Annotated in this window: 18 protein-coding genes; 5 read left to right on the plus strand and 13 right to left on the minus strand. The window is 72.9% G+C overall.

Annotated features, from left to right (window positions below; all coding sequences use genetic code 11):
* Positions 1 to 82 precede the first annotated feature (82 nt).
* The 8 genes from QWU11_RS02780 to QWU11_RS02815 all read right to left on the minus strand — a co-directional run bounded on the left by QWU11_RS02780 (position 83) and on the right by QWU11_RS02815 (position 14,739).
* Positions 83 to 2,050: a hypothetical protein gene (locus QWU11_RS02780; RefSeq protein ID WP_290103393.1), complete on the minus strand. Its 1,968-nt coding sequence runs from the start codon at positions 2,048 to 2,050 to the stop codon at positions 83 to 85.
* Entirely contained in the window at positions 2,047 to 3,174 is a 1,128-nt protein-coding gene (locus tag QWU11_RS02785; RefSeq protein ID WP_290103394.1) for a VWA domain-containing protein, read from the minus strand. The genes QWU11_RS02780 and QWU11_RS02785 overlap by 4 nt, the downstream gene beginning before the upstream one ends.
* 136 nt (positions 3,175 to 3,310) lie before the next feature.
* Complete coding sequence (locus QWU11_RS02790; protein ID WP_290103395.1) at positions 3,311 to 3,454, minus strand: hypothetical protein; 144 nt, start codon at positions 3,452 to 3,454, stop codon at positions 3,311 to 3,313.
* Positions 3,451 to 6,102: a DUF5682 family protein gene (locus QWU11_RS02795; protein WP_290103396.1), complete on the minus strand. Its 2,652-nt coding sequence runs from the start codon at positions 6,100 to 6,102 to the stop codon at positions 3,451 to 3,453. Before QWU11_RS02795 ends, QWU11_RS02790 begins: the two co-directional genes overlap by 4 nt.
* The gene (locus QWU11_RS02800; protein ID WP_290103397.1) at positions 6,102 to 7,190 is read right to left on the minus strand and encodes an AAA family ATPase; all 1,089 of its coding nucleotides are present in this window, start codon (positions 7,188 to 7,190) and stop codon (positions 6,102 to 6,104) included. The genes QWU11_RS02795 and QWU11_RS02800 overlap by 1 nt, the downstream gene beginning before the upstream one ends.
* A gap of 21 nt (positions 7,191 to 7,211) precedes the next feature.
* Entirely contained in the window at positions 7,212 to 10,580 is a 3,369-nt protein-coding gene (locus QWU11_RS02805) for a DUF4132 domain-containing protein (protein ID WP_290103398.1), read from the minus strand.
* Positions 10,581 to 10,620: 40 nt separating this feature from the next.
* Entirely contained in the window at positions 10,621 to 14,163 is a 3,543-nt protein-coding gene (locus QWU11_RS02810) for a DUF4132 domain-containing protein (protein ID WP_290103399.1), read from the minus strand.
* 90 nt (positions 14,164 to 14,253) lie between these two features.
* Positions 14,254 to 14,739, minus strand: a complete 486-nt coding sequence (locus QWU11_RS02815) for a hypothetical protein (RefSeq protein ID WP_290103400.1) — start codon at positions 14,737 to 14,739, stop codon at positions 14,254 to 14,256.
* Between the two features lie 254 nt (positions 14,740 to 14,993).
* Between QWU11_RS02815 and QWU11_RS02820 the strand changes: the two genes are divergently transcribed.
* Positions 14,994 to 16,718 carry an NAD(P)/FAD-dependent oxidoreductase gene (locus QWU11_RS02820; RefSeq protein WP_290103401.1) on the plus strand — a complete coding sequence of 575 codons (1,725 nt, stop codon included), beginning with the start codon at positions 14,994 to 14,996 and terminating at the stop codon, positions 16,716 to 16,718.
* Positions 16,715 to 18,133 (plus strand): hypothetical protein, encoded by a 1,419-nt coding sequence (locus QWU11_RS02825; RefSeq protein ID WP_290103402.1) that lies wholly within the window; start codon positions 16,715 to 16,717, stop codon positions 18,131 to 18,133. The genes QWU11_RS02820 and QWU11_RS02825 overlap by 4 nt, the downstream gene beginning before the upstream one ends.
* On the opposite strand, the gene QWU11_RS02830 is transcribed toward QWU11_RS02825, so the two are convergent.
* A complete protein-coding gene (locus QWU11_RS02830) occupies positions 18,102 to 18,926 on the minus strand; it encodes a hypothetical protein (RefSeq protein WP_290103403.1) in 825 nt (274 codons plus the stop codon). The genes QWU11_RS02825 and QWU11_RS02830 overlap by 32 nt on opposite strands.
* Positions 18,927 to 19,036: 110 nt before the next feature.
* Positions 19,037 to 19,549, minus strand: a complete 513-nt coding sequence (locus QWU11_RS02835) for a PadR family transcriptional regulator (protein WP_290103404.1) — start codon at positions 19,547 to 19,549, stop codon at positions 19,037 to 19,039.
* Between the two features lie 91 nt (positions 19,550 to 19,640).
* On the opposite strand from QWU11_RS02835, the gene QWU11_RS02840 reads away from it, so the two are divergent.
* Together QWU11_RS02840 and QWU11_RS02845 are read left to right on the plus strand one after the other, a co-directional pair.
* Positions 19,641 to 20,198: a hypothetical protein gene (locus tag QWU11_RS02840; RefSeq protein ID WP_290103405.1), complete on the plus strand. Its 558-nt coding sequence runs from the start codon at positions 19,641 to 19,643 to the stop codon at positions 20,196 to 20,198.
* A gap of 10 nt (positions 20,199 to 20,208) precedes the next feature.
* Positions 20,209 to 21,534, plus strand: coding sequence for a carotenoid oxygenase family protein (locus QWU11_RS02845; protein WP_290103406.1), 1,326 nt, complete (start codon positions 20,209 to 20,211; stop codon positions 21,532 to 21,534).
* Here QWU11_RS02845 and QWU11_RS02850 read toward each other — a convergent pair.
* The 3 genes from QWU11_RS02850 to QWU11_RS02860 form a co-directional block, all read right to left on the minus strand.
* Positions 21,531 to 21,818 (minus strand): hypothetical protein, encoded by a 288-nt coding sequence (locus QWU11_RS02850; protein ID WP_354670803.1) that lies wholly within the window; start codon positions 21,816 to 21,818, stop codon positions 21,531 to 21,533. The two genes, QWU11_RS02845 and QWU11_RS02850, sit on opposite strands and share 4 nt — an antisense overlap.
* Positions 21,819 to 21,980 carry a TetR/AcrR family transcriptional regulator gene (locus QWU11_RS02855; protein WP_290103408.1) on the minus strand — a complete coding sequence of 54 codons (162 nt, stop codon included), beginning with the start codon at positions 21,978 to 21,980 and terminating at the stop codon, positions 21,819 to 21,821.
* 107 nt (positions 21,981 to 22,087) lie between these two features.
* Positions 22,088 to 22,792 carry an SDR family oxidoreductase gene (locus tag QWU11_RS02860; RefSeq protein WP_290103409.1) on the minus strand — a complete coding sequence of 235 codons (705 nt, stop codon included), beginning with the start codon at positions 22,790 to 22,792 and terminating at the stop codon, positions 22,088 to 22,090.
* Positions 22,793 to 22,848: 56 nt separating this feature from the next.
* Here QWU11_RS02860 and QWU11_RS02865 point away from each other — a divergent pair, with 56 nt between their 5' ends.
* Complete coding sequence (locus tag QWU11_RS02865; RefSeq protein ID WP_290103410.1) at positions 22,849 to 23,433, plus strand: TetR/AcrR family transcriptional regulator; 585 nt, start codon at positions 22,849 to 22,851, stop codon at positions 23,431 to 23,433.

Raw genomic sequence — 23,433 nt, forward strand, 5'->3', positions numbered from 1 at the left:
TACCGGGGCATCCTGCTCGTCCCGGTCGACCCCGCCGAGGGCCTCACCCGAAGCCACGTGGACCGCCTCCTCGCCTGGGGCGTCAGCGCAGGTCGGCGGCGGTGACGAGCTGGAGCTGAGCGTCCACCCACCTGCCGGGCGCCGACTCCAGGTCGGACCGGCACGCGGCCACGAAGGCCGTCAGCATGGTCGCCGACCTGCGCAGGCCCACGCGGCCCAGGTCCGTCGCGGCCTCCTCGATCCGGGTGTGGACGCCCGGGGTGGCGTGGCGCAGGCCGCGGTGTGCGACCTCGGCTAGTGTGGTCAGGGCGGTGTCCAGGGCCGCGCCGAGCGGGTCCGGGCTGCGTCCGGCGTACGGACTCAGGCCCGTCTCCCCCTCCCCCGCCGCCAGGTCGGGCACGACCATCCCCTTCGAGGTCATCACCGCGATCGGGTCGAGTACGAGGGTCCCGCGGCCACGGTGCAGGGACCCGCTGATGAAGGCCGGCCCGTCGTCGAGCGCGCCGGCGAGAGCGTCGAGCGCGCCGGGGCATTCGGCGCGGTACTCCGCCGAGACCGTGACCGTGCTTCCGGCGGGATCGGCGACCACGGCCTCCAGCCGCTGGTCGCCGGGGTGGTAGCCGACGTCGCGTACCTCCGCGACCTGGACGACGCGCACGAACTCCGCCTCGATCCGCGGGCGGATGAGCCGTGGCGGCAGCTCCTCCAGCGCTCGGGCCGCGGCGGCGAGGTCGCGGACCATCACCGCCCCGGGGAGGCGTTCCCACGCGGCGCCGACCGGGGTGACGGTCGTCTTGGCGATCCGGCCCGGGGCGACCTTCACCACCCGGCTCGCGCTGCGCGAGGCCGACTCGGACACGAGGTTGGCGGCGGCCAGCGCGCCGAGCGACGCTCCGGCGACCCGCCGGCCGGACAGGTCGTGACCGGTCACCGGCCGGTCCGGCTCCTGCTCCCAGCGCCGCCGCAGGACGAGGACGGTGCCGTCCCCGGCGTGCGCGAAGTACACGTCGGCGACGCGCTCGTCCAGCGTGCCGCCGACGCGGCAGCCCAGGCCCACGAGCCGTACGCGCCGCAACGGGGTCTGGCCCGGCTCGTCGCCGCCCAGCACCTGGGAGCGCAGCCCGCTGCCGGCGGCCGCCCGCTGCCGCGCGTGGAGTTCGGCGAGCAGCGTCGCGTACCGCGTCGCCTCGTAACGGGCGCCCCGCGCGGCGTACGCGTCGAGCTGATCGGCCAGGTCGTCCAGGGCGCCGGCGGGCCAGTGCAGGCCCTGGTCGTCGATGGTCCGCTGCATCCTGCGCAGCGCCGCGCCCAGCACCGGCCCGGCGTGCATCGCGCCCTCGACGAGCAGTTCGGTGGCGAGCTCGACGGCGGGCTCGATGCCCGTACGCTCCGCGCGCGGCGTCGGCCCGCCGCCCACGTCGAGGCGGATCTCCCGCTCGCCCAGCCCACGTCCGTCCGCCTCGCGGAACGCCCACACCGCCAGCGCGATGGCCTCGGCGCGGTTGGGTCCGGCGGCGTCGGTGTGGGCGTAGCCGAGCTCGCCCGGGACGAGGAACCGGACCGTACAGGTCGCCAGGTCCGCGCGCGGCGCCGGTTCGTCGGGGCCGCCCCGGTCGAGGTGGACGGAGTAGCCGGCGGCGAGGCGGCGGCGGGCGGCGTTCATCGCCCGGGTGCCGAGCAGCTCCTGCAGTTCCTCGTCGGCGACGCTCCCCGGCGACCACCCGCCGGTCGGGTCTCCGGCCGGGTCTTCGGTCCGGTCCTCGGACGGCTCCTGGGCGGCCTGCGACTGGTAGGCCAGGACCAGGCCGATCCGGTGGCGGCAGACGCCGGTCGCGGGGCAGGTGCAGGAGGCCGAGTCGAGCCCGGCGCCCACCGGGAACACGACCTCGACGCCGTCGGCGAACCGGCCGCGTACGGTGCCGTCCTCGTCGGCCGACACGTCCGGGACGACACCGGCGTCGATCTCCTTGGCGGCCCGTTTGACCAGGCCGCGGTTGGCGAGCGCCACGAGGACGTCGTGGTTGAGAGCGAGCAGGTCGGCGCGGGTCATCGGCCGAGCCGTTCGGCGACGAAGGCGGCGAGCTCGCCCGGCGTCATGGCCCCGACGTGGGCGCCGACGTCGGCGAGGCGCTGCGCCAGCGCGCGGTCATAGGTCGGGTTCGCCTCCTCGTCCAGGGCCGCGAGCCCGAGAACCTGCGTCCCCTGCTCGGCGAGGCGCGCGACGGTCCGTACGAGCCGGTATTCGTCGCCGCCCTCGTAGAAGTCGGTGATCACGGCGAGGATCGTCCTTCGTGGGTTCTCGATGAGGCTCGCCCCGTAATTCACCGCCTTGGCGATGTCGGTGCCGCCGCCGAGCTGGACCTTCATGAGGAGCTCCACCGGGTCGGCGACATCGGCGGTCAGGTCGACCACATTGGAGTCGAAGGCGATGAGATGGGTCTTGAGACCGGGGAGGTTCCACAGGCACGCGGCGGTGACGGCGGAGTGGATGACCGACCCGGCCATCGAGCCGGACTGGTCGACGATGAGCACGAGCTGCCACTGGTCGAGGTGCCGCTTCACCCGGGAGACGAACTTCGGGTGCTCGATCAGGATCCGCCGCTCCTCCGGCTGGTAGTGCGCCAGGTTGGCCCGGATCGTGCTCCGGAAGTCGAAGTCGCGCGCCTGGCGGAACCGGCTGGGCCGCCGCGACCGCGTGCCGGTGAACGCCTTCCGTACCTCGGGGGCGAGCCGCTTCATCAGATCCCGTACGACGGCGTCGACGATGCGCCGGGCGAGCCGCAGGACCTCGGGATTCATCAGGTGCTTGGTGCGCAGGACGGCACGGAGCAGGGTGGGGTTCGGCTCGATGCGGGCCAGGACGTCGGGGTCGGTGACGACGTCGTGGATCTCATAGCGTTCGACGGCGTCACGCTCGAGCCGCTCGATCGTCTCGCGCGGGAACAGTCGGTGGACGTCGTCGAGCCAGTCGACCGTGGTCAGCGCCGAGGGCCCGGTCCCGGCGGTACGCGTGCCACCGCGCCGTACACCGCGGCGGTTCAGGTCGGGATCACGGCCGTAGAGCCAGTCCAGCGCCGCGTCCTGGGAGGCGGCCTCCCCCTGCAGGCCGCCGGTGCACTGCTCGGCAGGCGAACCGAGCACCAGCCGCCAACGTTCGAGCCCCGGATCGATCATGAACGCAGCCCCTCTCCGACGAGCCCCCGGCCCACCTTCTCCACCGCCGCCTTACGCGCGCCGGCCCCGCCCCGCGCGCCGCGCGTGCACTGCCCGGCGGGCGAGCCCGGTCGCCGACGTTGCAGGCCCGGGTTCGTCATGGGAACAGTCCCCTCTGACGGGCCGCCGGGACCGCCTTCTCCGCCGCCGCCTCGTACGCGGCGACCCTGTCCTGCACGCCGGCCGTGCACTGCCCGGCGAGCGGGCGCAGCCGTCGGTGGCCCGGTCCCGGGTTCGTCATGGGAGCAGTCCCTCTCTGGTGAGCAGGCGACTCACTTTCTCCTCCAGCGCCTGTGCCTCCGCGATCAGAAGCGGGTTCGCCGTCGTGCGTAGCAGGGCTCGTGCCGAGCCGCTCAGTTCGCGGCGTTCCAGCAGGCGGCGGGCGATCAGCTCCCGTTCGCGTGGGGGGAAGTACTCGAAGGCCTGGCGCAGTGCGGGCAGCCCGACCAGGAAGTCCGGCATCGAGGTGATGAGGTCGTCCAGGGCGTCCAGCACGCCGGAGCCGCCCGCCAGTACCTCGTCCCGTGCGAGAGCGAACAGCCCGGCGAGCCAGTCGCCGAGTGCGTCCGCGGCACCGCGCAGGGCGCGTACCGGGTCGCCGGACGCGCCGAGCGACCAGCCGAACCCGAACGCCGCGCCGCGCAGGTCCGGCGGCGCCGTGCGGTCGGCGTCGATGCGGGCCATGACCTCCAGGGCGACGTCGCGGCCGGTCGTCAGGACCTCGGGCGCGTGCAGAAGCGCGTCGCGGGTCGCGGTCAGCGCGCGCAGCCGGGCCGGGTCGGCGGGAGCGGGCCCGCCGTGTACGCCCTCGGCGAGCCAGAGGACGCGGGTGACCGCGGCGTCGATCACCGTGGCGTACATCGGGCTGCGCGCCGTACCCAGGACCCTGTCGTGCCGCCAGAGACCGAGCACGGTGGCGAGCGCCGCGCCGAGCGGGCCGAGTTCGCGCGCGCCGCCGACGGACGCGGCGATCAGTTCGGTGATCTGCCCGGACAGGTCGGTGATCCCGCACAGCGCGGCCTCGAACAGCACCGCGGCGAGCCGGTCGGGGTCGGGACCGGCGGCGGCGATGCGCTCGGTGACCAGGGCCGTCGCGGCGTCGCGAAGCGTGCCGCCGTACGCGCCCGCCTCGATCAGCGCGGCACGGCGCGCGTCGTGCGCGGTGAGCTCCCAGTGCTCGTCGAGTACCGGGTCGGCCCCGGACGAGGGCCCGGACCGGCGCTCGAACCCGGGTACGCGCAGGGCGGCGAGCCGGTGCAGCGTCCGGCTGCGGGCCTGGTCTGCGGACTCGGTGAGATCGAGGTCGACGGGACCTTCGCGATCGAGGTTCAGCCGCGTCAGCTCGGCATCGACGTCGTGGACCAGCGGCGGCGCGGGCGTGTCGGGATGCAGGCGGCCGGCCCGCTCGCCGCTGAGCGCCGAGACCATCTCCACGACCACGGGGTGGGCCCCGGGCGCGAGCGACGCCCTCCGGCTCCAGGGCAGCGGCTGGTCCAGGTCGTCGGAGACGAGCGCACTGACCAGCCCGTCGAGGATGTCGGTACGGGCGGGGTGCGGATGCCCGCGCAGCCGCGCGAGACCTTCGGAGAGGGTACGCGCGGCGATCAGGTCGGCGGTGGAGACGCTCTGCCCACGCTTGCGCAGGCGAGTGGCGACCGCCTCGACGAGCCCGTCGGCGGCGGCCTCGGGCCCTTGCTCCCAGAGGCGCTGGTAGTACTCGGGCGAGGGCATACCGGACTGGTAACCGGAGAACGCGTCCAGCCGCCGGAAGGAGTACGGCACCAGATAACTACCGGACACGGTGCCTTCCTCCGGCCGCGGAATCTCCGGCCAGACAGGCCCGTCCCCACGCGCCGCACCCCCGGACACGGACCGGGAGCCGATGTCGACGGACACGCCGCCTTCCGCGGACGTACGGACGGCGGCGCGCGCCAAGCCGCCGCCCCCTGAACCACCGGCCACCGAGCCACCCGGCCCCGCACCATCGGCGGCAGGTCCGCCGGGACCCCGGCCGCCGGCCGCCGGCCGATCGGCAGCCGGACCGCCCGCCTCCACGCCCTCGGTCACCGGGCCGTCCTCCCACGCGCCGTCCGCAGCCGATCCGCCCACCGCAACGCCATCGGCTGCCGAGCCGTCAGCCCCAGGACCACCCGCGGCCGAGCCGTCCGTTCCAGAAGCTCCCGCTCCGACCGCACCCGCTTCCAGAACGCCGGGTGCAGCGCCGTTGGCCGCCGAGGCGGTCGTAAGGGGGCGTTCGGCGAGGGTTCGGATGGCGGGGCGGTGGAAGCCGCCGGTCACCACGACGATCGGGCGGTCGCCCGCTGCGGTGATCGCTGCTCGTATCCAGGCGGCCATGTACTCCTCGCGGGCCGTGTCGTCCTCGCCGGCCGCCGCGTCGCCCCGGACCAGATCGAAGTACGTCGCCAGGCGCTCCTCCAGGCCGTCTTCCGGCTCGACCTCGACCAGGCGGTCCCACAAGGCGTCCGCGTTGTCGACCGCGAAGGCTCGGCAGAGGCGTTCGGCGGCGTCGGCGTAGCGTTGTTCGGCGTCCGCGTAGCGGTTGCGGCGGTCGGCCAGGGCCGGATGCCAGGCCGGCAGGTCGATGAGGCGGACCTCGGCGCCCGCCGCTCGTCCCTCTGTGATCGCCACCCACTCGGGTGAGTATTCGCAGAACGGGGCCCAGGACATGTGGGCCCGCTCCTCGTCCCGGTAGTGGCTGAAGATGGCGATCGGCAGGTCGTGGCCCAGCAGCAGCTCGTCCAGGCGGTCGTTGACGTCGGCCGGGCCCTCGATGAGCACGTACGCCGGGCGTAGGGACGCGATGGTCCGGCCGACGAGCCGGGCGCAGGCGGGGCTGTGGTGGCGGACCCCGATGTAGGTGACGGGCATCAGCCGGGCAGCAGGTGGCGGGCGTCGTGCAGGGCTCGCCACTGCTCGCCGCGTCTGCGCGACGCCTGTTGTTCGAGGTAGCGGCGTAGCCGGGCGAGGTCGTCGGCGTTGTCCTTGGCCGCGGTGCCGGCCAGGCAGGCGACGATGTCGGCGGCGGTGCCCGGCTCGCCGCGCAGGAACCACCCGCGCAGCCCGACCGCGTGTGCGACCGACACGGTCTCGGCGGTGCTCATCACGGCGGACAGCCGGTCCATGGACCCGCCGTCGGCCGTCATCCCGGCTCGTAGCTCGCGGAACGTCGTGACCAGCACCTCGAGGACGTCTCGCCGCGGCGGGACCTTGACGCCGGAACCCTCCAGGAGCGCCCGCGCCTCGGTCTCGACCAGCTCGAGTTCGGTGGCGAAGTCCGCGATCGGGAAGACGGTCTCGAAGTTGAAGCGGCGTTTCAGCGCCGCGCTCATCTCGTTCACGCCCCGGTCGCGCGTGTTGGCGGTGGCGATGACGTTGAACCCCTGCTTGGCGAAGACCATGCCGTCCGTGCCGCTCAGCTCGGGGATCGCCACCACCCGCTCGGACAGCAGCGAGAGCAGCGAGTCCTGGACCTCGAGCGGGCAGCGGGTGATCTCCTCGAAGCGGACGATCCGGCCGTCGGCCATGCCGCGCAGCATCGGGGCGGGCACCAGGGAGCGCGGTGACGGGCCCTCGGAGACGAGCAGGGCGTAGTTCCAGGAGTACTTGATCTGGTCCTCGGTCGTGGCCGCGCCGCCCTGGATGGTGAGCGTCGAGGTGCCGCTCACCGCGGCGGCGATGAGCTCGGACAGCAGCGATTTGGCCGTGCCCGGCTCGCCGACCAGCAGCAGGCCGCGGCTGGTGGCCAGGCTCACCAGCGAGCGGTCGATCAGCGATGGGTCGCCGACGAACTTGCGCCGGATCCCCTGCCGTTCGTCGCCGACGATGAACCGGCGGGCCGCCTCCAGGCTGAGCCACCAGCCGGGCGGGCGGCTGCCCTCGTCGGTCTCCCGCAGCCGGGCCAGCTCCTCGGCGTAGCGGATCTCGGCGGGTGGCCGCTGGAGGTTCTCTTCGGACATTCAGGTGCTCCTGGAGGAGGGTCAGCTCGTGAGTTGGGTCAGGTCGAGGATGACCTCGGAGGCCGTCACCGGGTCGAGGTCACCGAAGTGCGGCGGGTTCGCGTCGCGGACGCCCAGGCTGTCCGGATCGTCGGAGATCCAGATGGAGTCGAGCTGGTGCTCGGGGAAGATGTCGGGAGAGCCGATCGCGATGCCCGGGTCCAGGTGGATCACGATGAAGCGCTCCTCGCCGACCGCCCGCGAGATCACTCCCTGGATGCCGGCGTCCTGGGGGTCCTCACGCGACCAGCCGTGCCGCTCCAGCCCGATCACCTTGCCGGTCGGCACGGTGATGCCCTCGAACCGCGTGAGGCGACGGCCGGCCCGCTCCTCCTCGGTCAGCGCGAACACGGGGCGGCCGAGCTGCGGGAACGGCTGCAGGATCTCGTAGTCGGCGAACATCTCGGCCCACGCGTCGAGCACGCCGCCCAGTTCCAGCGGGTGCGCGAGGTGGATCCGCGCGCCGTCGGGCAGGGTCAGCGCCCGGTCCTCGACGTCCGCGAAACTGCGGTCCTCGGCGACGCGGAACGCCGTGCCGTCGCTCACCCAGACCAGCCGCCGTGCGACGTGCCAGGTCAGGGGATGGTGGACGAACAGGTCGGTGAACTCGGCGACCGACCAGTCGCGCCGCTCCACCATGGCCGCCTCCATCCGCCGGATCAGGTCCCGCGCGACCGTGCGGACGTCCTTCTTCAGGTCGGCGAACCGCTTGCGCGCCGCCGGCGCCTGCGTCGCGTCGTCACGCGCGCCGGGAGCGGGAAGGGCCTTGCGGCGCTTGCCGTCCTCATCCGAGATGTAGGGCTTGAGCTGCTCGTCGAACCCGACGATGAAGCGGCGCGGCCCGTAGTCCAGGGCCATGCTGCCCTCCTCGTCGAGCCCGAAGTCCGGGACGAGCCGGTCGGCGAGCTGTTCGCGGGTGAGTCCGAGGCCGTCGGCGACCTCGCGGATCTTCCAGCCCGCCCGCTCCTTGAGACCCTTGAACTTGACCCGCTGCGCGATGCCGTTGAGGTGCATCAGCGCGATCTCGGTGCCGATCTCGGCGAGCACGTCGAGACCGGCGACCGCCTTGGAGTGACCGCCCTCGCCCGGCCAGGCGCGGATGACCGGCGTGAGCCGGCGTACGGTCTCGTCGTCGCCGATCGAGCCCAGGCCGGTGAGCGCCCAGCCGTCCTTGGCCGGCATGCCGCCGGCCTGCCACTGGCGGAACACCTCCCAGCCGAACTCCGCGAGCGACGCGCGGTCGCAGGTGTCCCGCACGATCGCCAGCCCGGCGTACTCCTCACCGGGCTTGGAGACGCTCAGCATGGCGAGGATGTGGCCCGCGGCCTCCGCCGGCAGCGCCCGCGTGCTGTCGGCGAGCAGTACCTGGGGCAGGCGGGCCGGCTCCACCCAGTCGCCGAGCTTGGGCATGCGGGCCGGAAGGCGCTCCAGCGGGTCGGCGGCGAGCTGTGCCGCGACGACCGCCGCGGCCTCGTCGCCGTACTCACGCGCGATCTCGATGACGGCCTCGCCGCCGTGCACCGAGGCGACGTGACGCAGCGCCGCCTCCGCGCCCGTACGCGGCGCGCCCACCGGGCCGACCGCGTCGGGCACCAGCAGCCGGACGGTCGCGACGCCGTGCCAGGCGAACCAGGTGGTCGCGGTCGCGCGCACGGACTTGAGCCGGGCGAGCCAGTCGGCCATCAGCCGGGCCACGCGGACGTCGTAGAAGGGGAGCAACAGCACGCCGACGACCGCCGGGTTGTCGACGGCGGCGATGTCGAGCACGACCGGCAGGGCGTCGAGCTCGAACCGGGCGACGACCGTTTTCATCCACATCTCACAACCCCAGAGGGGCGAGGGCCGCCAGCCGGAGACGATCGGGCGGGTGACCTCCTCCGGGGCGTTCGCAAAGAGGGCGATCTGCCGCATGGAGTCCATCTCGCGGGCGTGGTAGCGGCGGACGGCGGACGGCCAGTCGTCTTCGACCAGGTGGGAGTAGGTCGAGGCGCCCTTGGACCACTGCGCCCGGCTGCCCTCCGCCCACGTGACGGCGGGCTCGGCCGACGGCTCCAGGCCGGCGATGACGACCGGTTTGGCGACCTTGCGGCGCCGGGTCCACGGCGGGGCGGCCAGGACGGGAGGCAGCGCGTCGGCGGAAGCCTCCTCCACCCGGTCCGTCTTGCCCGCCGTACGGGCGATCTCCTTGTGCAGTTGCTCGACCGTGCTCCGCACCTCCGGCGGGAGGCCGGGGAGCACGGCCGCGGTCAGCTCCGGGTTGGCCGCCACGTGGCCGATCAGGATCTCCCGCGCGAGCGGGGCGTGCTGCGAGGAGCCGCCGGCGGCCTGGGCCAGCAGCCGCAGCGCGCGTACGGGATAGCGCTTCGCCGCGTCGAGCACGCCGGGCTGGACGTGTTTTTGGTCGAGGTGGTCCACCATCAGCTGGAACGCCTCGTCGGTGGGGAGCCGGCCCAGCACGCTGACCGCCACCTTGCGCTCCTCCGCCCAGGTGGCGGCGGCGTTGAAGGCTCCGTCCAGCAGGTCCACGACGTCGGTGCCGACGACCTCGATCAGCGTGGCGAGGACTCCGCGTGAGTATTGGCCGAACCCGAAGGACACCTTCGATCGGAGCGACGCGAGCTGTTCGGGCGAGCCGACGGAGCAGAACATCATCGTCCGCAGGGCCATCTCGTGCACACCGGTCGTGTCGGCGTGGCACTCGTCCACCCAGTCCATCTCGGTGGGCACCAGGTAGGACACGATCACGCGCTGCGCCGGAGTGCGCCGATGGTCGGCCAGCGCCTCGACGGCCGCACGGTAGTCGGCCTCGCCGGCGTCGGCGAGGAGGTGCCGCATCCGGTCCACCGTCGGCTGCCAGGCCCACCGCCAGAAGGGGTGCTGACCGGTGGCGCGGGGGCGGAGGCGCCAGGCGCGCTGCCCCCGGTTCATTCCCGGCCACCACTCCTCGACGCCGACGGAGCCGATCTCGGCCGCCGCCTGCGCCGCGAAGACCAGGCCGTGCGCCGACGTCCACGCGTCGGCGAAGGCCGCGTGGTCCTCGACGTCGTTGCGGTCGTCGCCGTCGCGCGCGTCGAGGATGTGCGCGAGCGCCGCGGCGCCGCGCGGATGGCCGCCGGCGAGGTGTGCGCGTACCTCTTCGGCGAGCTGCGGGTCGCTCTCCTCGTCGTCCAGCGCCGCCGTCGTACGCGCCGCGGCCCGCTCGGTCCACTCCTGTACTCTGCCGGCCGCCTGGTCGCCCGCCGTGACCGGCGTGCCGGCGATGCCTCCGCGCCGGCGGCGCAGGACCCGCCGCCACGACGCCGGCATCTCGAAGGTGTGCTCGTCGGGGAATTCGATATCGGCGCTGCTCATACCTGACACACGACTCCTGGCCTGTGGAGGGATCAACGTTTCAGTTCGTCAGCTCGGTCAGATCGGCGAGGACCTCCGAGGCGGTGACCGAATCCAGCTCGCCGAAGGTCAGCGAGCTCTGGCGGGACGGCCAGTAGTCGCCCGGGTGGGTGTTGAGCCACACCGCGTTGAGACGCTGTTCGGGGAACTCGTCGACCAGGCCCACCGCGATGCCCGGGTCGAGGTCGAGCACGACGTGGCGGTCCGGGCCGATCTCGCGGGAGAACCACCGCTCGACGCCGGCGTCCTGCGGCTCGCCGCGGGCCCAGCCGCGTCGCTGCATGCCCAGCAGCCGGCCGGTCGGCACCGTCTTCTCCTCGAACCGGGTGAGGCGGGACGCGGCCCGCTCCTCCTCGGTCAGCGCGAACACGGGCCGGCCGAGCTGCGGGAACGGCTGCAGGATCTCGTAGTCGGCGAACACCTCGGCCCACGCGTCGAGCACGCCGGTCAGGTCGAGCGGATGCGCGAGGTGGACGCGCGCCGTGTCGGGCAGGGTCAGCGCCTCGTCCTCGACGTCGGCGAGCGTGCGGTCCTCGGCGACGCGGAAGGCCGTGCCGTCGCTCGTCCAGACGAGCCGCCGGGCCAGGTGCCAGCTGAGCGGGTGGCGGACGAACAGGTCGGTGAACTCGGCCGTGGTCCAGTCGCGCCGGGCGACCATGGCCGCCTCCATCCGCCGGATCTGGTCGCCGGCGACCGTACGGACGTCCTTCTTCAGCTCGGCGAACCGCTTGCGCGCGGCGGGGGCCTTCTCCTCGTCGTCGCGTGCCCCGGGCACGGGCAGGTCCTTGCGGCGTTTGCCCGACTCGTCCTCGACGTACGGCTTGAGCTGCTCGTCGAAGCCGACCACGAACCGGCGCGGCCCGTAGTCGAGGACCATGCTGCCGTCCTCGTCGAGCCCGAAGTCCGGGACGAGCCGGTCGGCGAGCTGCTCGCGGGTGAGCCCGAGCCCCTCGGCGACCTCCTCGATCGTCTCTCGCGCGCGCTCCTTAAGGCCCTTGAACTTGACCCGCTGCGCGATGCCGTTGAGGTGCACGAGGGCGAGTTCGGTGCCGATGGCGGCGAGCACCTCCAGCCCGGTGACCGCCCGCTGGTGGCCGCCGTCGCCGGGCCAGGCGCGGATCACCGGCGTGAGCCGGCGTACGGTCTCATCGTCGCCGACGAGACCGAGCGCGGTGAGCGCCCAGCCGTCCTTGGACGGCATGCCGGCCATCCGCCAGCGCTCGAACACGGCCCAGCCGAACTCCGCGAGCGAGGCGGGGTCACAGATCTCGCGTACGACCGCCGCACCCGCGTAGACCTCGCCGGGCTTGGAGATCGTCAGGATGGTGAGGAGATGGCCGACGGCCTCGTCCGGAAGCGCGCGAGTACGGTCGCGGAGCAGCACCTGCGGCAGGAGTGCGGGGTCGGCCCAGGCGCCGAGCTTGGGTATCCGGACGGGCACGTTGTCCAGGGGGTCGGCGGCCAGGAGGGTCTCCACCGCCGCCTCCGCCTCGGCTCCGTGGGTCTGCGCGGCGCGGAGGACCGTGGCGTCGTCGCCGGCGGAGGCGATGGCCCGCAGCGCGGCCTCGGCGCACGCGCGGTCGCGGCCGGTCGCGCCGACGGCGTCCGGGACCAGCAGCCGCGCCGCCTCCTCGGCGTGCCGGCCGAGCCAGGTCAGCGCGACCTTGCGCGCCGACTTGAGGCGGACCAGCCAGTCGGCCATGAGCCGGGCCACGCGGACGTCGGTGTAGGGAAGCAGCAGGACGCCGAGGGTCGCCGGGTGCGCGGAGGCGATCGCGACCGCCGCGTCCAGGGCCGCGAGCTCGTAGCGCGCGACGACCGGCTTCATCCAGGTTTCGGCGTTCCAGTAGTAGTCCGGCTTCCATTCGGCGAGGAGCGGGCGCACGAGGTGCTCGGGGCCGTTCACGAAGAGGCCGACCTGCTCGTGCCCACGCAGCGGCGCCGTCGTGGTGTCGTGGTGGCGCTGGAGGAGTTTGTCCCAGTCGTTGCTGCCCCAGCGCGAGTAGTCGAGCCCTGCCGACGCCCAGCGCTCCTGCTCACCGGGCGCCCAGGAGATCGCCGGCTCGGCCGGCGGCTCCAGGCCCGTGACGACCGGCCGCGCCACGGCCTTGCGGCGGCGGGACCAGGGCGGGTCGTCCAGCGGCCGGGGCAGGGACTCGATCGGGACGGCCTCGACCCGCACCAGCTCGACGGACGCCTGCTCCACCACCGCGCGCAGCTCCGGAGCGAGCCCGGGGAGCACGGCGGCGGTCAGCTCGGGCTCGGCGAGCAGGTGGGCGGTCAGCAGCCGCCGGGCCGAGGGGCCGCCGGCCTGGGCGAGCAGCCGGAGCGCGCGGGCGGGAAAGCGGCGCATCGCCTCCAGCAGCGCGGGCTGGACGTACTTTTCGTCGACGCGGTCCAGCAGGATCTGGAAGGCCTCGTCGGTCGGCACCCGGCTGAGCACGGCGACCGCCAGCTTGCGGGCGTCGACGTAGCCGTGCCGGTCCTCGAACGCGTCGAGCAGCATGGGGGCGATGCTCGTGCCGACGCCCTCGGCCGTCGTGGCGAGGGTCTCCAGCGACCACTGCCCCCAGCCGAACCGCGCGTACGGCCCCAGCGCGGCGATCTGCTCGGCGGAGCCGAGCGCCTCGAAGAGGAGGGTGCGGTCGGCGGCGACGTCGTTGCCGCCGAGCGACGGGGCCGCGCAGCACTCGTCCACCCACGCCTTCTCGGTCGGCACCAGGAAGGACACGACGATCCGCTGCGCCGAACCGCCGCGGTGACCGGCCAGCGCGTCGACGACCTCGCGGTAGTCGCGCTCGCCGGCGCAGGCCAGCAGGGCGCGCAGCCGTACGGCGGCCGGCTGCCACTCCCAGCGCCAGCCGAGCGACGTCGCCCCCGGCCGGAACCGGAGGCGGGGCGTGGTGTTGTAGGCCCACTCGACCTGGACCTCGGCCAGCTCGGCGACGGCGCACGCCGCGAACGCCAGGCCGTGCTCGACGACCCACGCGTCGACGAACCGCTGCCGGCTCGCGTGGAACTTCAGCCCGGCCACCTCGCCGACGATCGCGGCGCCGCGCGGGCTCGCCTTCCCCTCCAACTGGGCCTTGGCGTCCTCGACGAGCCGCGGGTCGCTGCCGGAGTCGTGGAAGATCGTGTCGAAGGTGTGGGCGCACTCGCGGAGCCAGTGCCCGACCTCACGGACCGCGTCCTTGTCGGCCGCGGCCGGCGGGCGCGGGATGCCGCCGTGCCGGGGGTGCAGGACGCGGCGCCAGGAGCCGGGGAGCTCGAAGGCGTCCTCGTCCTTGGGCGCCTCTACGCGTTTTGCGGCCGTTTCCGGAATGGCGTCCGGCCGGACCTCGGCGACTTCGGCGTAGCCTTTCTTCTCCTTCTCGGCGACGATGCGCTGCAGATAAGACTCGGCCTTCTCCACGGAGTCGAACTCTTTGACCGCCGTCTGGCCGTTCGTACCGATTCGCCCGTATCTGCTGGTGAAGACGGTGCCGTCCAGGCCGGCCTCCCAGAACTTCTCCGATTTACCGCCGACGAATTCCCAGCGCCGCACCGTGCCTCCACAGACGTCCAGCCGATCGAGTTACCGAAAACGTATCGAGGGGGTCTGACATTCTTGAGTCCGCGCAGCACCGGGGCCTTTTCAGGCGTCGTACTCCAGCTTGAACTCCGCCAGCACGACGTGCAGCGAGCCGGACGCGTTGTGGGCCACCCGGAGCCCGAGCGGGACGTCCGGCGAGACGAAGATCGCCCAGGACTTCGCGAAGCACTGCATCCCCGGCGAGGCACGGCGGTGCTCGGTGCAGGTCGTGTCGGTCTTGCCCAGCGGGTCGCGTGCGAACTGGTCGCGCAGCTCGGTGGCCTCGCCGCCCGAGGCGACCTCCCACTGGATCATCCCGTAGAGCCGGCCCCACGCGTCGTGCCCGGGCTGGATGAGGGCGCTGGCCGGGTCGGACGGGAAGGGGTGGCGGGTCCCGTCGCGCGTCTCCGCGTGCATGTTCTCGTCGTCGTAGTTCTCCGCCGACCCGTACGGGAAGGGCACGAGGTGGTACTCCTCGCCCGGCGCGACGGCCAGCGGGCCGCCGTCGCGGTCCGCGTCGAACTTCAGTGAACAGATGTGCTGCGCCATGCCTATCCTCCGCCCGGTCGGGACCGCTGAGGGCAAGGGCCCACCGTACGGGTCAGACCTATACGAACACTGACATTGTGCGAGAAAGGTGGATCTAGCAGGCCAGTGCCGGATGTGACGGGTGTTACCCGCCTGCCTGCCGTACGGCTCATCGCATGACGGGCGGACAATCCCGGCTATTCATGCGACGCTGGGCGGGCTCGGCCCGGATGGGCAGGCGGGCGGCGGCTCACGGCGCGGGACGGTGATGCGGCATGCGGCTGCAGGAGTACGGACCCACGGCGCCCGGCGGCGGCGCCCGGCTGGCCATCGGGGTGGTCAGCGGCCTGGTCCCGGGGCTGGTGTTCGGTGCGCTGATGACCTGGCAGCACATCCTGGCGCCCCACGGCACGTACGGCTGGGCCGTCTTCGCCGGGTACGCGGCGGTCGCGGGCGCGCTGCTCGGCGCGATCGTCGGACGGCGGCCCTACGGCCCGGCGGTGTCCGCGTCGGGCGGGCTGCTCCTCGGGCTGCTCGGCTGGGTGGTCTGGTGGCTGACCCTGGACCCGCTGCTGCACGGCACGCCGACCTGGTCGGTCGCGGCGGCCACGGCCGGGTACCCCGAACTCGTCGGATCGCTGCTCCAGGGCGCCCTCGCCGGCACGCTCTTCCACCTGCTGGTGACGCGCTTCAACGAACGCGCGGCCCGGCGTCCCGCCAGGCCGGTACCCCGTGTGCCGCACGTGGTCATCGTCGGCGGCGGGTTCGGCGGGGTCAGCGCCGCCCGCCGGTTCGAGCGGCTGAACTTGAGAGGCCACCGCATCGAGACGACGCTGATCAGCGACTCCAACTTCCTGCTGTTCACCCCGATGCTCGCCGAGGTGGCCTCCGGCGGCCTGGAGGCCCAGCACATCAGCACACCGGTCCGCGCGGCCGTCGCCCACACCCGGTTTCGCCACGGCCGCGTCGCCGGAATCGACGTCGTACGGCGCGTGGTCCACCTCGACGCCTCGGCCGAGCCCGTCGCGTACGACCATCTCGTGCTGGCCGTCGGTTCCGTCCCGCACTTCCTGGACCTGCCGGGCATGGCCGAGCACGCCTTCACGCTCAAGTCGCTCGGCGACGCCGCGCGGCTGCGCGACCAGGTGCTGACCCTGCTGGAGCGGGTCGACCAGGAGACCGATCCGGACGAGCGCGCCCGGCTGCTGACCTTCGTCGTGGCGGGCGGTGGGTTCGCCGGGACCGAGGCGGTCGCCGAGCTGTACGACCTCACCCACGACGTGCTCCACTTCTACCCCGGCATCCATCCGGACGAGCCGCGCTTCATCCTGATCCATTCCGGCAAGCGCATCCTGCCCGAGCTGTCGGAGCGCCTGGGCGACTACGCGCTCGGCAAGCTGCAGGCGCGCGGCATCGAGTTCCGTCTCGGCGTACGCGCGAGCGCCGCCACCGACCGCGAGGTGCGGCTCAACGACGAATCCGTGATCCCGACGGCCACCTTCGTCTGGACCGCGGGCAACCGGCCGAGCCCGCTGCTGAAGAGCCTGCCGGGCGAACGCGGCCGTGGCGGCTCGGTCGTCGTGGACCGCATGCTGCGGACCTTCGAGCCCGAGGGCGTCTGGGCGATCGGCGACTGCGCCCAGATTCCCGCCGCCGACGGCACGCCGTACCCGCCGACCGCCCAGCACGCGATGCGCGAGGGCAAGGCCGTGGCCGACAACATCGCCGCCGTCCTCAAGGGCCGCCGCCCCAAACCGTTCCGCTTCACCACCATCGGGATCTTCGTCGCGCTCGGCCACCGTACCGCCGCCGGGGAGATCCGCGGCCATCCGTTCTCCGGCCTGAGCGCCTGGCTCCTCTGGCGCGGCATCTACCTGGCCAAACTGCCCGGACTCGAACGCCGCGTCCGCGTCCTCCTCGACTGGAGCCTCGACCTGGTGTTCCCCCGCGACATCGTCGTCACCGGACCTCCGGCCGAGACCCCGCGAGGTGCCCGATGACCGCTCCGTACGTCCGCCGGGGCGCGCTGCCCGGCGCACTCGCGGGAATCGCCGGGGGGCTGGTCTACGGGGCCGCGCTGCGCTCGCTCGGCCTGCTCTCGTCCGTGGCCGCGCTCGTACGGTCGGACTCGCCGGTGCTCGGTTTCGCATTGCACATCGTGATCGCGGCCCTGGTGGGCGCCGGGTTCGGGCTGCTCATGGCGCACCAGCGGATCCGGTCGGGCGAGCTGCTGTTCTGGGGCCTGGCGTACGGCGTCTTCTGGTGGTTCCTGGGGGCGCTGACCCTTCAGCCGCTGCTGTCCGGAACGCCGATGACCTGGAGCCTGGCGACCGCGCAGGCGGCCGTGCCGAGCCTGGTCGGGCATCTCTGCTACGGCGCGGTCACCGCCGTCGTCTTCGCCCTCCTGCACCATGACGGCCACACGGTGGTCAGGGATCATCTGCGGCCGAGGACACTGCTGCGCGGCCTGCTCGCCGCGGTGATCGTCGGCGGCCTCCTCGTGCTCGCGTTCGGAGTCGGCGCGGGAGCGCGGCTGGGCTGGCTGCCCGCCATCGCCGCCGGGATGGGGATCGGCTATCCGCTCGTGTTCACCGGCCGGGCCGAGGGCATCGGGCCCGCGCTCGTCCGCGGCACCGCGTACGGCTTCCTGTGGTGGGTGGTGGCCGGACTCACTCTGGTCCCGATCGTCGACGACGGCACCATCGACTGGTCCCAGCAGGCCGTGGCGGCGGCCACGGTCAGGCTGCCGCCGTACGTGCTGGCCGGCGCCGGGATCGCGCTCGTCTTCGACTGGCTCGGCTCGCTCGCCCGCAACCTGTTCGTCGACGACGTACGGCTCCTGCACCACGAGGCCGGTACCCGCGGCCTGCGGGCCGTCGGCTACGGCGCGCTGTCCGGGCTCATCGGCGGGATCGTCTTCGGCTTCGTCTGGGGAACCGTGGACGTGCTGCCCACCGTGGCCCGGCTGGTCGGGGCGCGCGGCGCGGTCGCGGGCTGGATCGTCCACCTCGTCATCGCCCAGCTCATCGGCGTCTCGTACGCGGTGCTGTTCCGCGGGCGCAGCTACGACCTCGCCTCGGGGTTGGGATGGGGGCTGTCGTACGGCTTCTTCTGGTGGATGTTCGGCGCCCTGACGCTGCTGCCCGTCCTGCTCGGCCAGCCGCCGCGGTGGAACGCCGTCGCCATCGCCGCGGCCTTCCCCGGGCTCGTCGGCCATCTCGCCTACGGCGGTGGCCTGGGCGCCGCGTACGCCTGGCTGGAACACCGGGAGAACCCGTGGTGGGTCGCGCGCAGTCACACCGAGGCCGTCCGCGCCACCGCTCGCCGCGAACAGATCCTCGGCGCGGCCCCCGCGCTCTGGATCCTGACCGTCCTCATCGCCCTCACCGTCCCCGTCCTGGTGGCCGGGGCCTGACGCAGGGGTCACCCGAGGGTGACCGCCCGGTCGGTGAGCGGCCGGTCGTCCCGCGATAACGGCCGGCGTGGAGGAGGTCGAGGCACCTCGGTGACATCATCGCGGGCTTCGGCGCCGACGTCGACCTCGACGTGATCCACGCGTGGTGGTCGTGACGTCGAGCCCGCCATGGACACGGGAACGCCATCCGGGTCTCCCAGAAGGTGAAGTGCTTGTCCGCGAAACGCGTGTCGGCCCAGGAGCCGGCGTCAATGGCGTCTATGGACACGTTCTCTCCGACGGAAGCGCAGAACTCACGACACCAGCGCACGACCTGCTCATGGTCCTGCTCGCCCGCGACGCGGCTCCGGCCCTCTGGGCGCGGCTGCGGTGGGGCGAGCGTGCCGAGACGGTAGAGACGAGCCCGCCAGAAGGGCACCGGCGCTGCGCCCGTGTGCGGCTGCCATGTCTCGGCGAACATGGTGGCGGTGTCGTGGTCCGCGACGACGCCGGACGGCGGGTGGCCGAGGCAAGCCAGGTGAGCGGCGAGGGAGCCGGCCTGCTCGGCGGAGAGGGCGCTGAGGGTCAGGCGGCCGCGCGGAGTGCGGTAGAAAATGGCGCGGACCTCGCCTCCCGATTCCAGCCGGCCGAAGACAGTGGCTTCGGCGCCGTGCCCGCTCGTCCCGCGTGCTCGCAGTTTCTCGATGTCCGTCAGCGGCATGTTGTGCAAAACCGGGCGCGAGCGCAGGAAGTCCCCGGCCCGGGCGAAGAAGCCGTCGACGTCTTCCGTGAGGTACCAGTCATCTGGACGCATGCTGCATGATCCCTGGGATCCCCTGTCCTACGACCCCAGCCCGGTGGGGGGTGGGGGCGGGAGCCCCTCACACCGGAGGGTTCCGGGGGTCGCCCCCCGGGCCAGTACTGTCACTTGATCTGGTCGGCGGCCCATTCCGCCCACTCGCGGCGCATGGCGTTGAAGCGCAGGCCGTACTCCATCGCGATGCGACCGTAGACCGACAGGTTGCCGTCGTCCCAGTCGATCGCCTCGTCCAGTTCGCGCAGGGCGTTCTCCTCCTTGCCCATCATCTCGGCCAGGCCGTCGAGGTAGGCGAGCGCCTGGTCGCGGTCGATCTCGCCCAGGAAGAAGACCCTCAGGAGGATCTCACTGCGGCGTACGGGCTGTGGCTCGGTCTCGGTCAGCCAATGGCGTAGCTCGGCTCTGCCCTCGTCGGTGAGCGCGTACTGCTTGCGGCCCCGTGGGCCCTCCGCCACGACCGTGATCAGACCGGCCTCCGCGAGCCTGTTCAGCTCGGTGTAGATCTGGCTCTGCGTGGCGGGCCAGACGTTCGCCAGCGAGGTGTTGAAGAGTTTGAGCAGGTCGTACCCGCTGGCCGAGCGCTCGGTGAGCAGCCCCAGCAACGCGTGGCGAAGAGTCATGGGCACCACACTACCTTCCTATGTTGACATGTCGAGATAGGAGATTCTACTCTCGACATGTCAGCATAGGAATATCGACCAGGAGCCTCCGATGACCTATCTCCGCACCTTCCTCCCGTGGATCGTCTACGCCGCCGTCCCGTCCGGAAGCTGGCAGTGGGGGGCCCTCGCCGCCCTCGTCGTCGCGGTCGCGCTGATCGTCTGGCAGCGCCGCGCCGGCCGTACGGCGGACGCCCTGATCATCGAGACCGGCTCGGCCGTCTTCTTCGTCGCGCTCGCGATCGTCGCCTTCGCCGACCCGCACTCGGGCCTGCACCCCTACACGGGCGCGCTCTCCAACGGGGTGCTCGCCCTCATCGCGGCGATCTCCCTGGCCGTCCACCGGCCGTTCACACTTGGCATCGCCAAGCAGTCGACGCCGCGGGAGTACTGGGAGATGCCGGAGTTCGTGCGGATCAACATGATCATCACGTCCGTCTGGACCGTGTCGTTCGCCGTGAGCGCCATCGTGATCGCGATCTTCGCCGCTCGCGGGGACCGCACCGCCGTGATCGTCCAGGTCGCCGGGCTCATCGTCCCGATGGTCTTCACCATCCGCTACGTGGCCCACGTCAAGGCCAAGGTCGCGGCCATGACCCAGGCCCACTGAGGGAAACGCCATGCGACCGCCCCACCTCGCCGGGAACTACGCTCCCGTCACCGAAGAGCTCACCGCCCACGACCTGCCCGTCACCGGCCGCATCCCCGGCGAGCTGACCGGCTGGTACCTCCGCAACGGCCCCAACCCGCACGACGCCGCCTCCGGCCACTGGTTCTTCGGCGACGGCATGATCCACGGCGTACGCCTCGACGGCGGCCGGGCCACCTCGTACCGCAACCGCTGGGTCCGCACCAAGACGTTCACCGACGACGCACCGGTCCGCGACGAGCACGGCGTGCGCGATCTGGCGGCGGGCGCCGCCAACACCCACGTCGTGCGGCACGCGGGCCGTACGCTCGCGCTCGTCGAGTCCTCGTTCCCGCACGAGATGCACCTGTCCGGGTCCGGCACACCTCTGCCGTCCGGCGTCTGCGACCTGGACACGGCCGGCCCGTACGACTTCGGCGGCAGGCTGACCACCGCGATGACGGCGCACCCGAAGACCTGCCCGACGACGGGCGAGATGCACTTCTTCGGGTACGACGCCCAGGCGCCGTACCTGACCTACCACCGCGCCGACGCCGGCGGCGACCTGGTGATCAGCCGGCCCGTCGACGTGCCGGGCCCGACGATGATGCACGACTTCAACCTCACCGCCGGGCACGTCGTGTTCATGGACCTTCCGGTCGTGTTCGACCTGGAGCTGGCCAGGAGCGGGACCATGCCGTACCGCTGGGACGACGAGTACGGCGCCCGCCTGGGCGTCCTGCGCCGCGACGACCCGTACGGGACCGTGCGCTGGTTCGGCATCGACCCGTGTTACGTGTTCCACCCGCTCAACGCGCACGACGACGGCGACCGCATCGTGGTGCACGTCATGCGCTACCCCGAGCTGTGGCGGCAGGACACGGACACGTTCCAGCACGCGACGCTGTGGCGCTGGACCCTCGACCTGACCACCGGCACCGTACGAGAGGAGCAGATCGACGACCGCGCCGCGGAGTTCCCGCGTGTGGACGACCGCCTGGTCGGCCTGGACGCGCGCTTCGGCCACGCCTCCGACGCCGAAGGCGGCACGATGCTCCGCTACGACCTGCGCACCGGCGGGGTGGCACGGCACGACTTCGGCGAGGGCCGGCACCCCGCCGAGGCGTCCTTCGCGCCGGCCGACGACGAACCTGGCGGCGCGGGCTGGCTGCTGACCTACGTCTACGACGCGGCCACCGACCGCAGTGACCTGATCGTCCTGGACGCCGACGACCTGGCCTCGGACCCGGTCGCCACCGTCCACCTGCCCGCCCGCGTGCCGTACGGCTTCCACGGCAACTGGCTCGCGGACCTCTAACGAGCCTCCAGGCCCTCGACGAGAAGCGACAGGAACCGGTCGCCGGCCGTCCCGGGGGCCTGGCGCGCCGCCCAGGCCATGCCGTGGACCGCGGTGAGCAGTTGGTCGGCGTCGAGGTCGGCACGGATGTGACCGGAGCGCTGGGCGCCGGCCGGCAGGTCGCGGGCCGCGGTGCGGAGTCCGGCGCAGGAGGCGTGCAGGGTGGACTCCGGGTCGTGCAGCGCCACCATGACCGAGGCGGGCAACCCCTCGTAGCGGGCCGACGCCGCCGCCGGCTCCCGTATTCAGACGACGAGGTCCTGGCCGGGGTCGGGGGAGGCGATGAGGTCCGCCGCACGGACGCGCAGCGTGTCGAACCCCTGCCGCAGCAGCGTCTCGAGCAGCGCCTCCCGGGTGGGGAAGTGCCGGTACAGCGTCGCGATGCCGACCCCGGCCCGGCGCGCCACCTCACGGAGGGACGCGTCCGTCCCTGCTCCGCGAACGTCTCCCGGGCCGCGGCCAGAAGATGATGTACGGCATGCACGCCGGCGGGCTCCCCCGGTGACCGGGTGCTTCAGCTCATCGACACGAGGCGGGCGCCGCCGTCGGTCTCCAGGACCGTGCCGGTGAGGTTGGGGTTGGTGGCGGCCAGGGCCACGACCTCGGCGACGTCCTCCGCGGTGGCGACGCGGCGCGCCGGCAGCGTCTTGACCGCCGCCGCGAAGTAGTCCTCCCGCACCTCGTCCGGCAGGCCGCTCCACCACGGGGTGTCGACCAGACCCGGCGACACGGCGTTGACCCGGATCGGGGCGAGCTCGACCGCGAGCGGCCGGACCAGGGCCTCCACCGCTCCGTTGACCGCGGCGATCCCCGCCGTGCCGGGCATGCCCGTACGGGCCGAGATGGCGCCCAGCAGGGTGATCGAACCGGTCGGCGCGAGGTGCGGCAGGACCGCCTGGACGGTGGTGATGTGGCCCCAGAACTTGGCGTCGAACGCCCGGCGGAGCATGCTGAGGTCCAGGTCGGCGATGGGGCCGACCCCCTCGCTCCCGCCGAGCGAGACGACCAGCCAGTCGACCGTGCCGATCCTCTCGGCGACGGCGGCGATCTGGGCGCGGTCGCCGCCGTCCGCGCGGTGGCCGGTGATGCCGGGGTCGAGGGCCTCCAGCCGCTCCGCGCTCCGCCCGGCAACGTGCACGGTCGCGCCCGCGCTCCGCAGGTGACGGGCGGTGGCCAGCCCGATGCCGGAGGTGCCTCCGACGATGAGTGCAGTGCTCATGATCGCTCCTATTTCGAACCGTGACGTCTCGTCTCGTTTCAAGCTAGCATGGCGGCATGGACGATCGACCGGGGCGGCCCGGCCGCAGGCGCAGCGAGGAGAGCCGGCTGGCGATCCTCGCGGCGGCGGCCGAGCTCACCGCCGAGGTCGGCTACGCCGGCCTGACCATCGAGGGGATCGCGGCCCGGTCCGGCGCCGGAAAGCAGACGATCTACCGCTGGTGGGCCTCGAAGGCCGACGTACTCCTCGACGCGCTGGCCACCAAGGCCGACCTCCACATCCCCGTGCCGGACGAGGGCGACTACGCCGGCGACCTGCGGGCGTTCCTCACCGCCACCTTCGAGCTCGGCCGCCGGGACCAGGTGGTCGCCGTGCTCCGCGCGCTGATGGCCGAGGCCCAGATCGACCCGGAGTTCGGCGAGCGGTTCCGCGACGACTTCCTGCAGCTCCGCCGCGATGCCCTCGGCGTTGTCGTCTCCCGCGCGGCCGCCCGCGGCGACCTCCCGCCGGGCGTCTCCCCGGAGACCGTCATCGACATCGTGTTCGGCACGCTCTGGTACCGGCTGCTCGCCACCCGCCGGCTGCCCGACGAACGCCTCATCGAGGAGCTCGTCACCACGCTCACCGGGAGCCACGAATGA

Source organism: Actinomadura sp. DC4 (genome assembly GCF_030406325.1).
Taxonomy (GTDB): domain Bacteria; phylum Actinomycetota; class Actinomycetes; order Streptosporangiales; family Streptosporangiaceae; genus Actinoallomurus.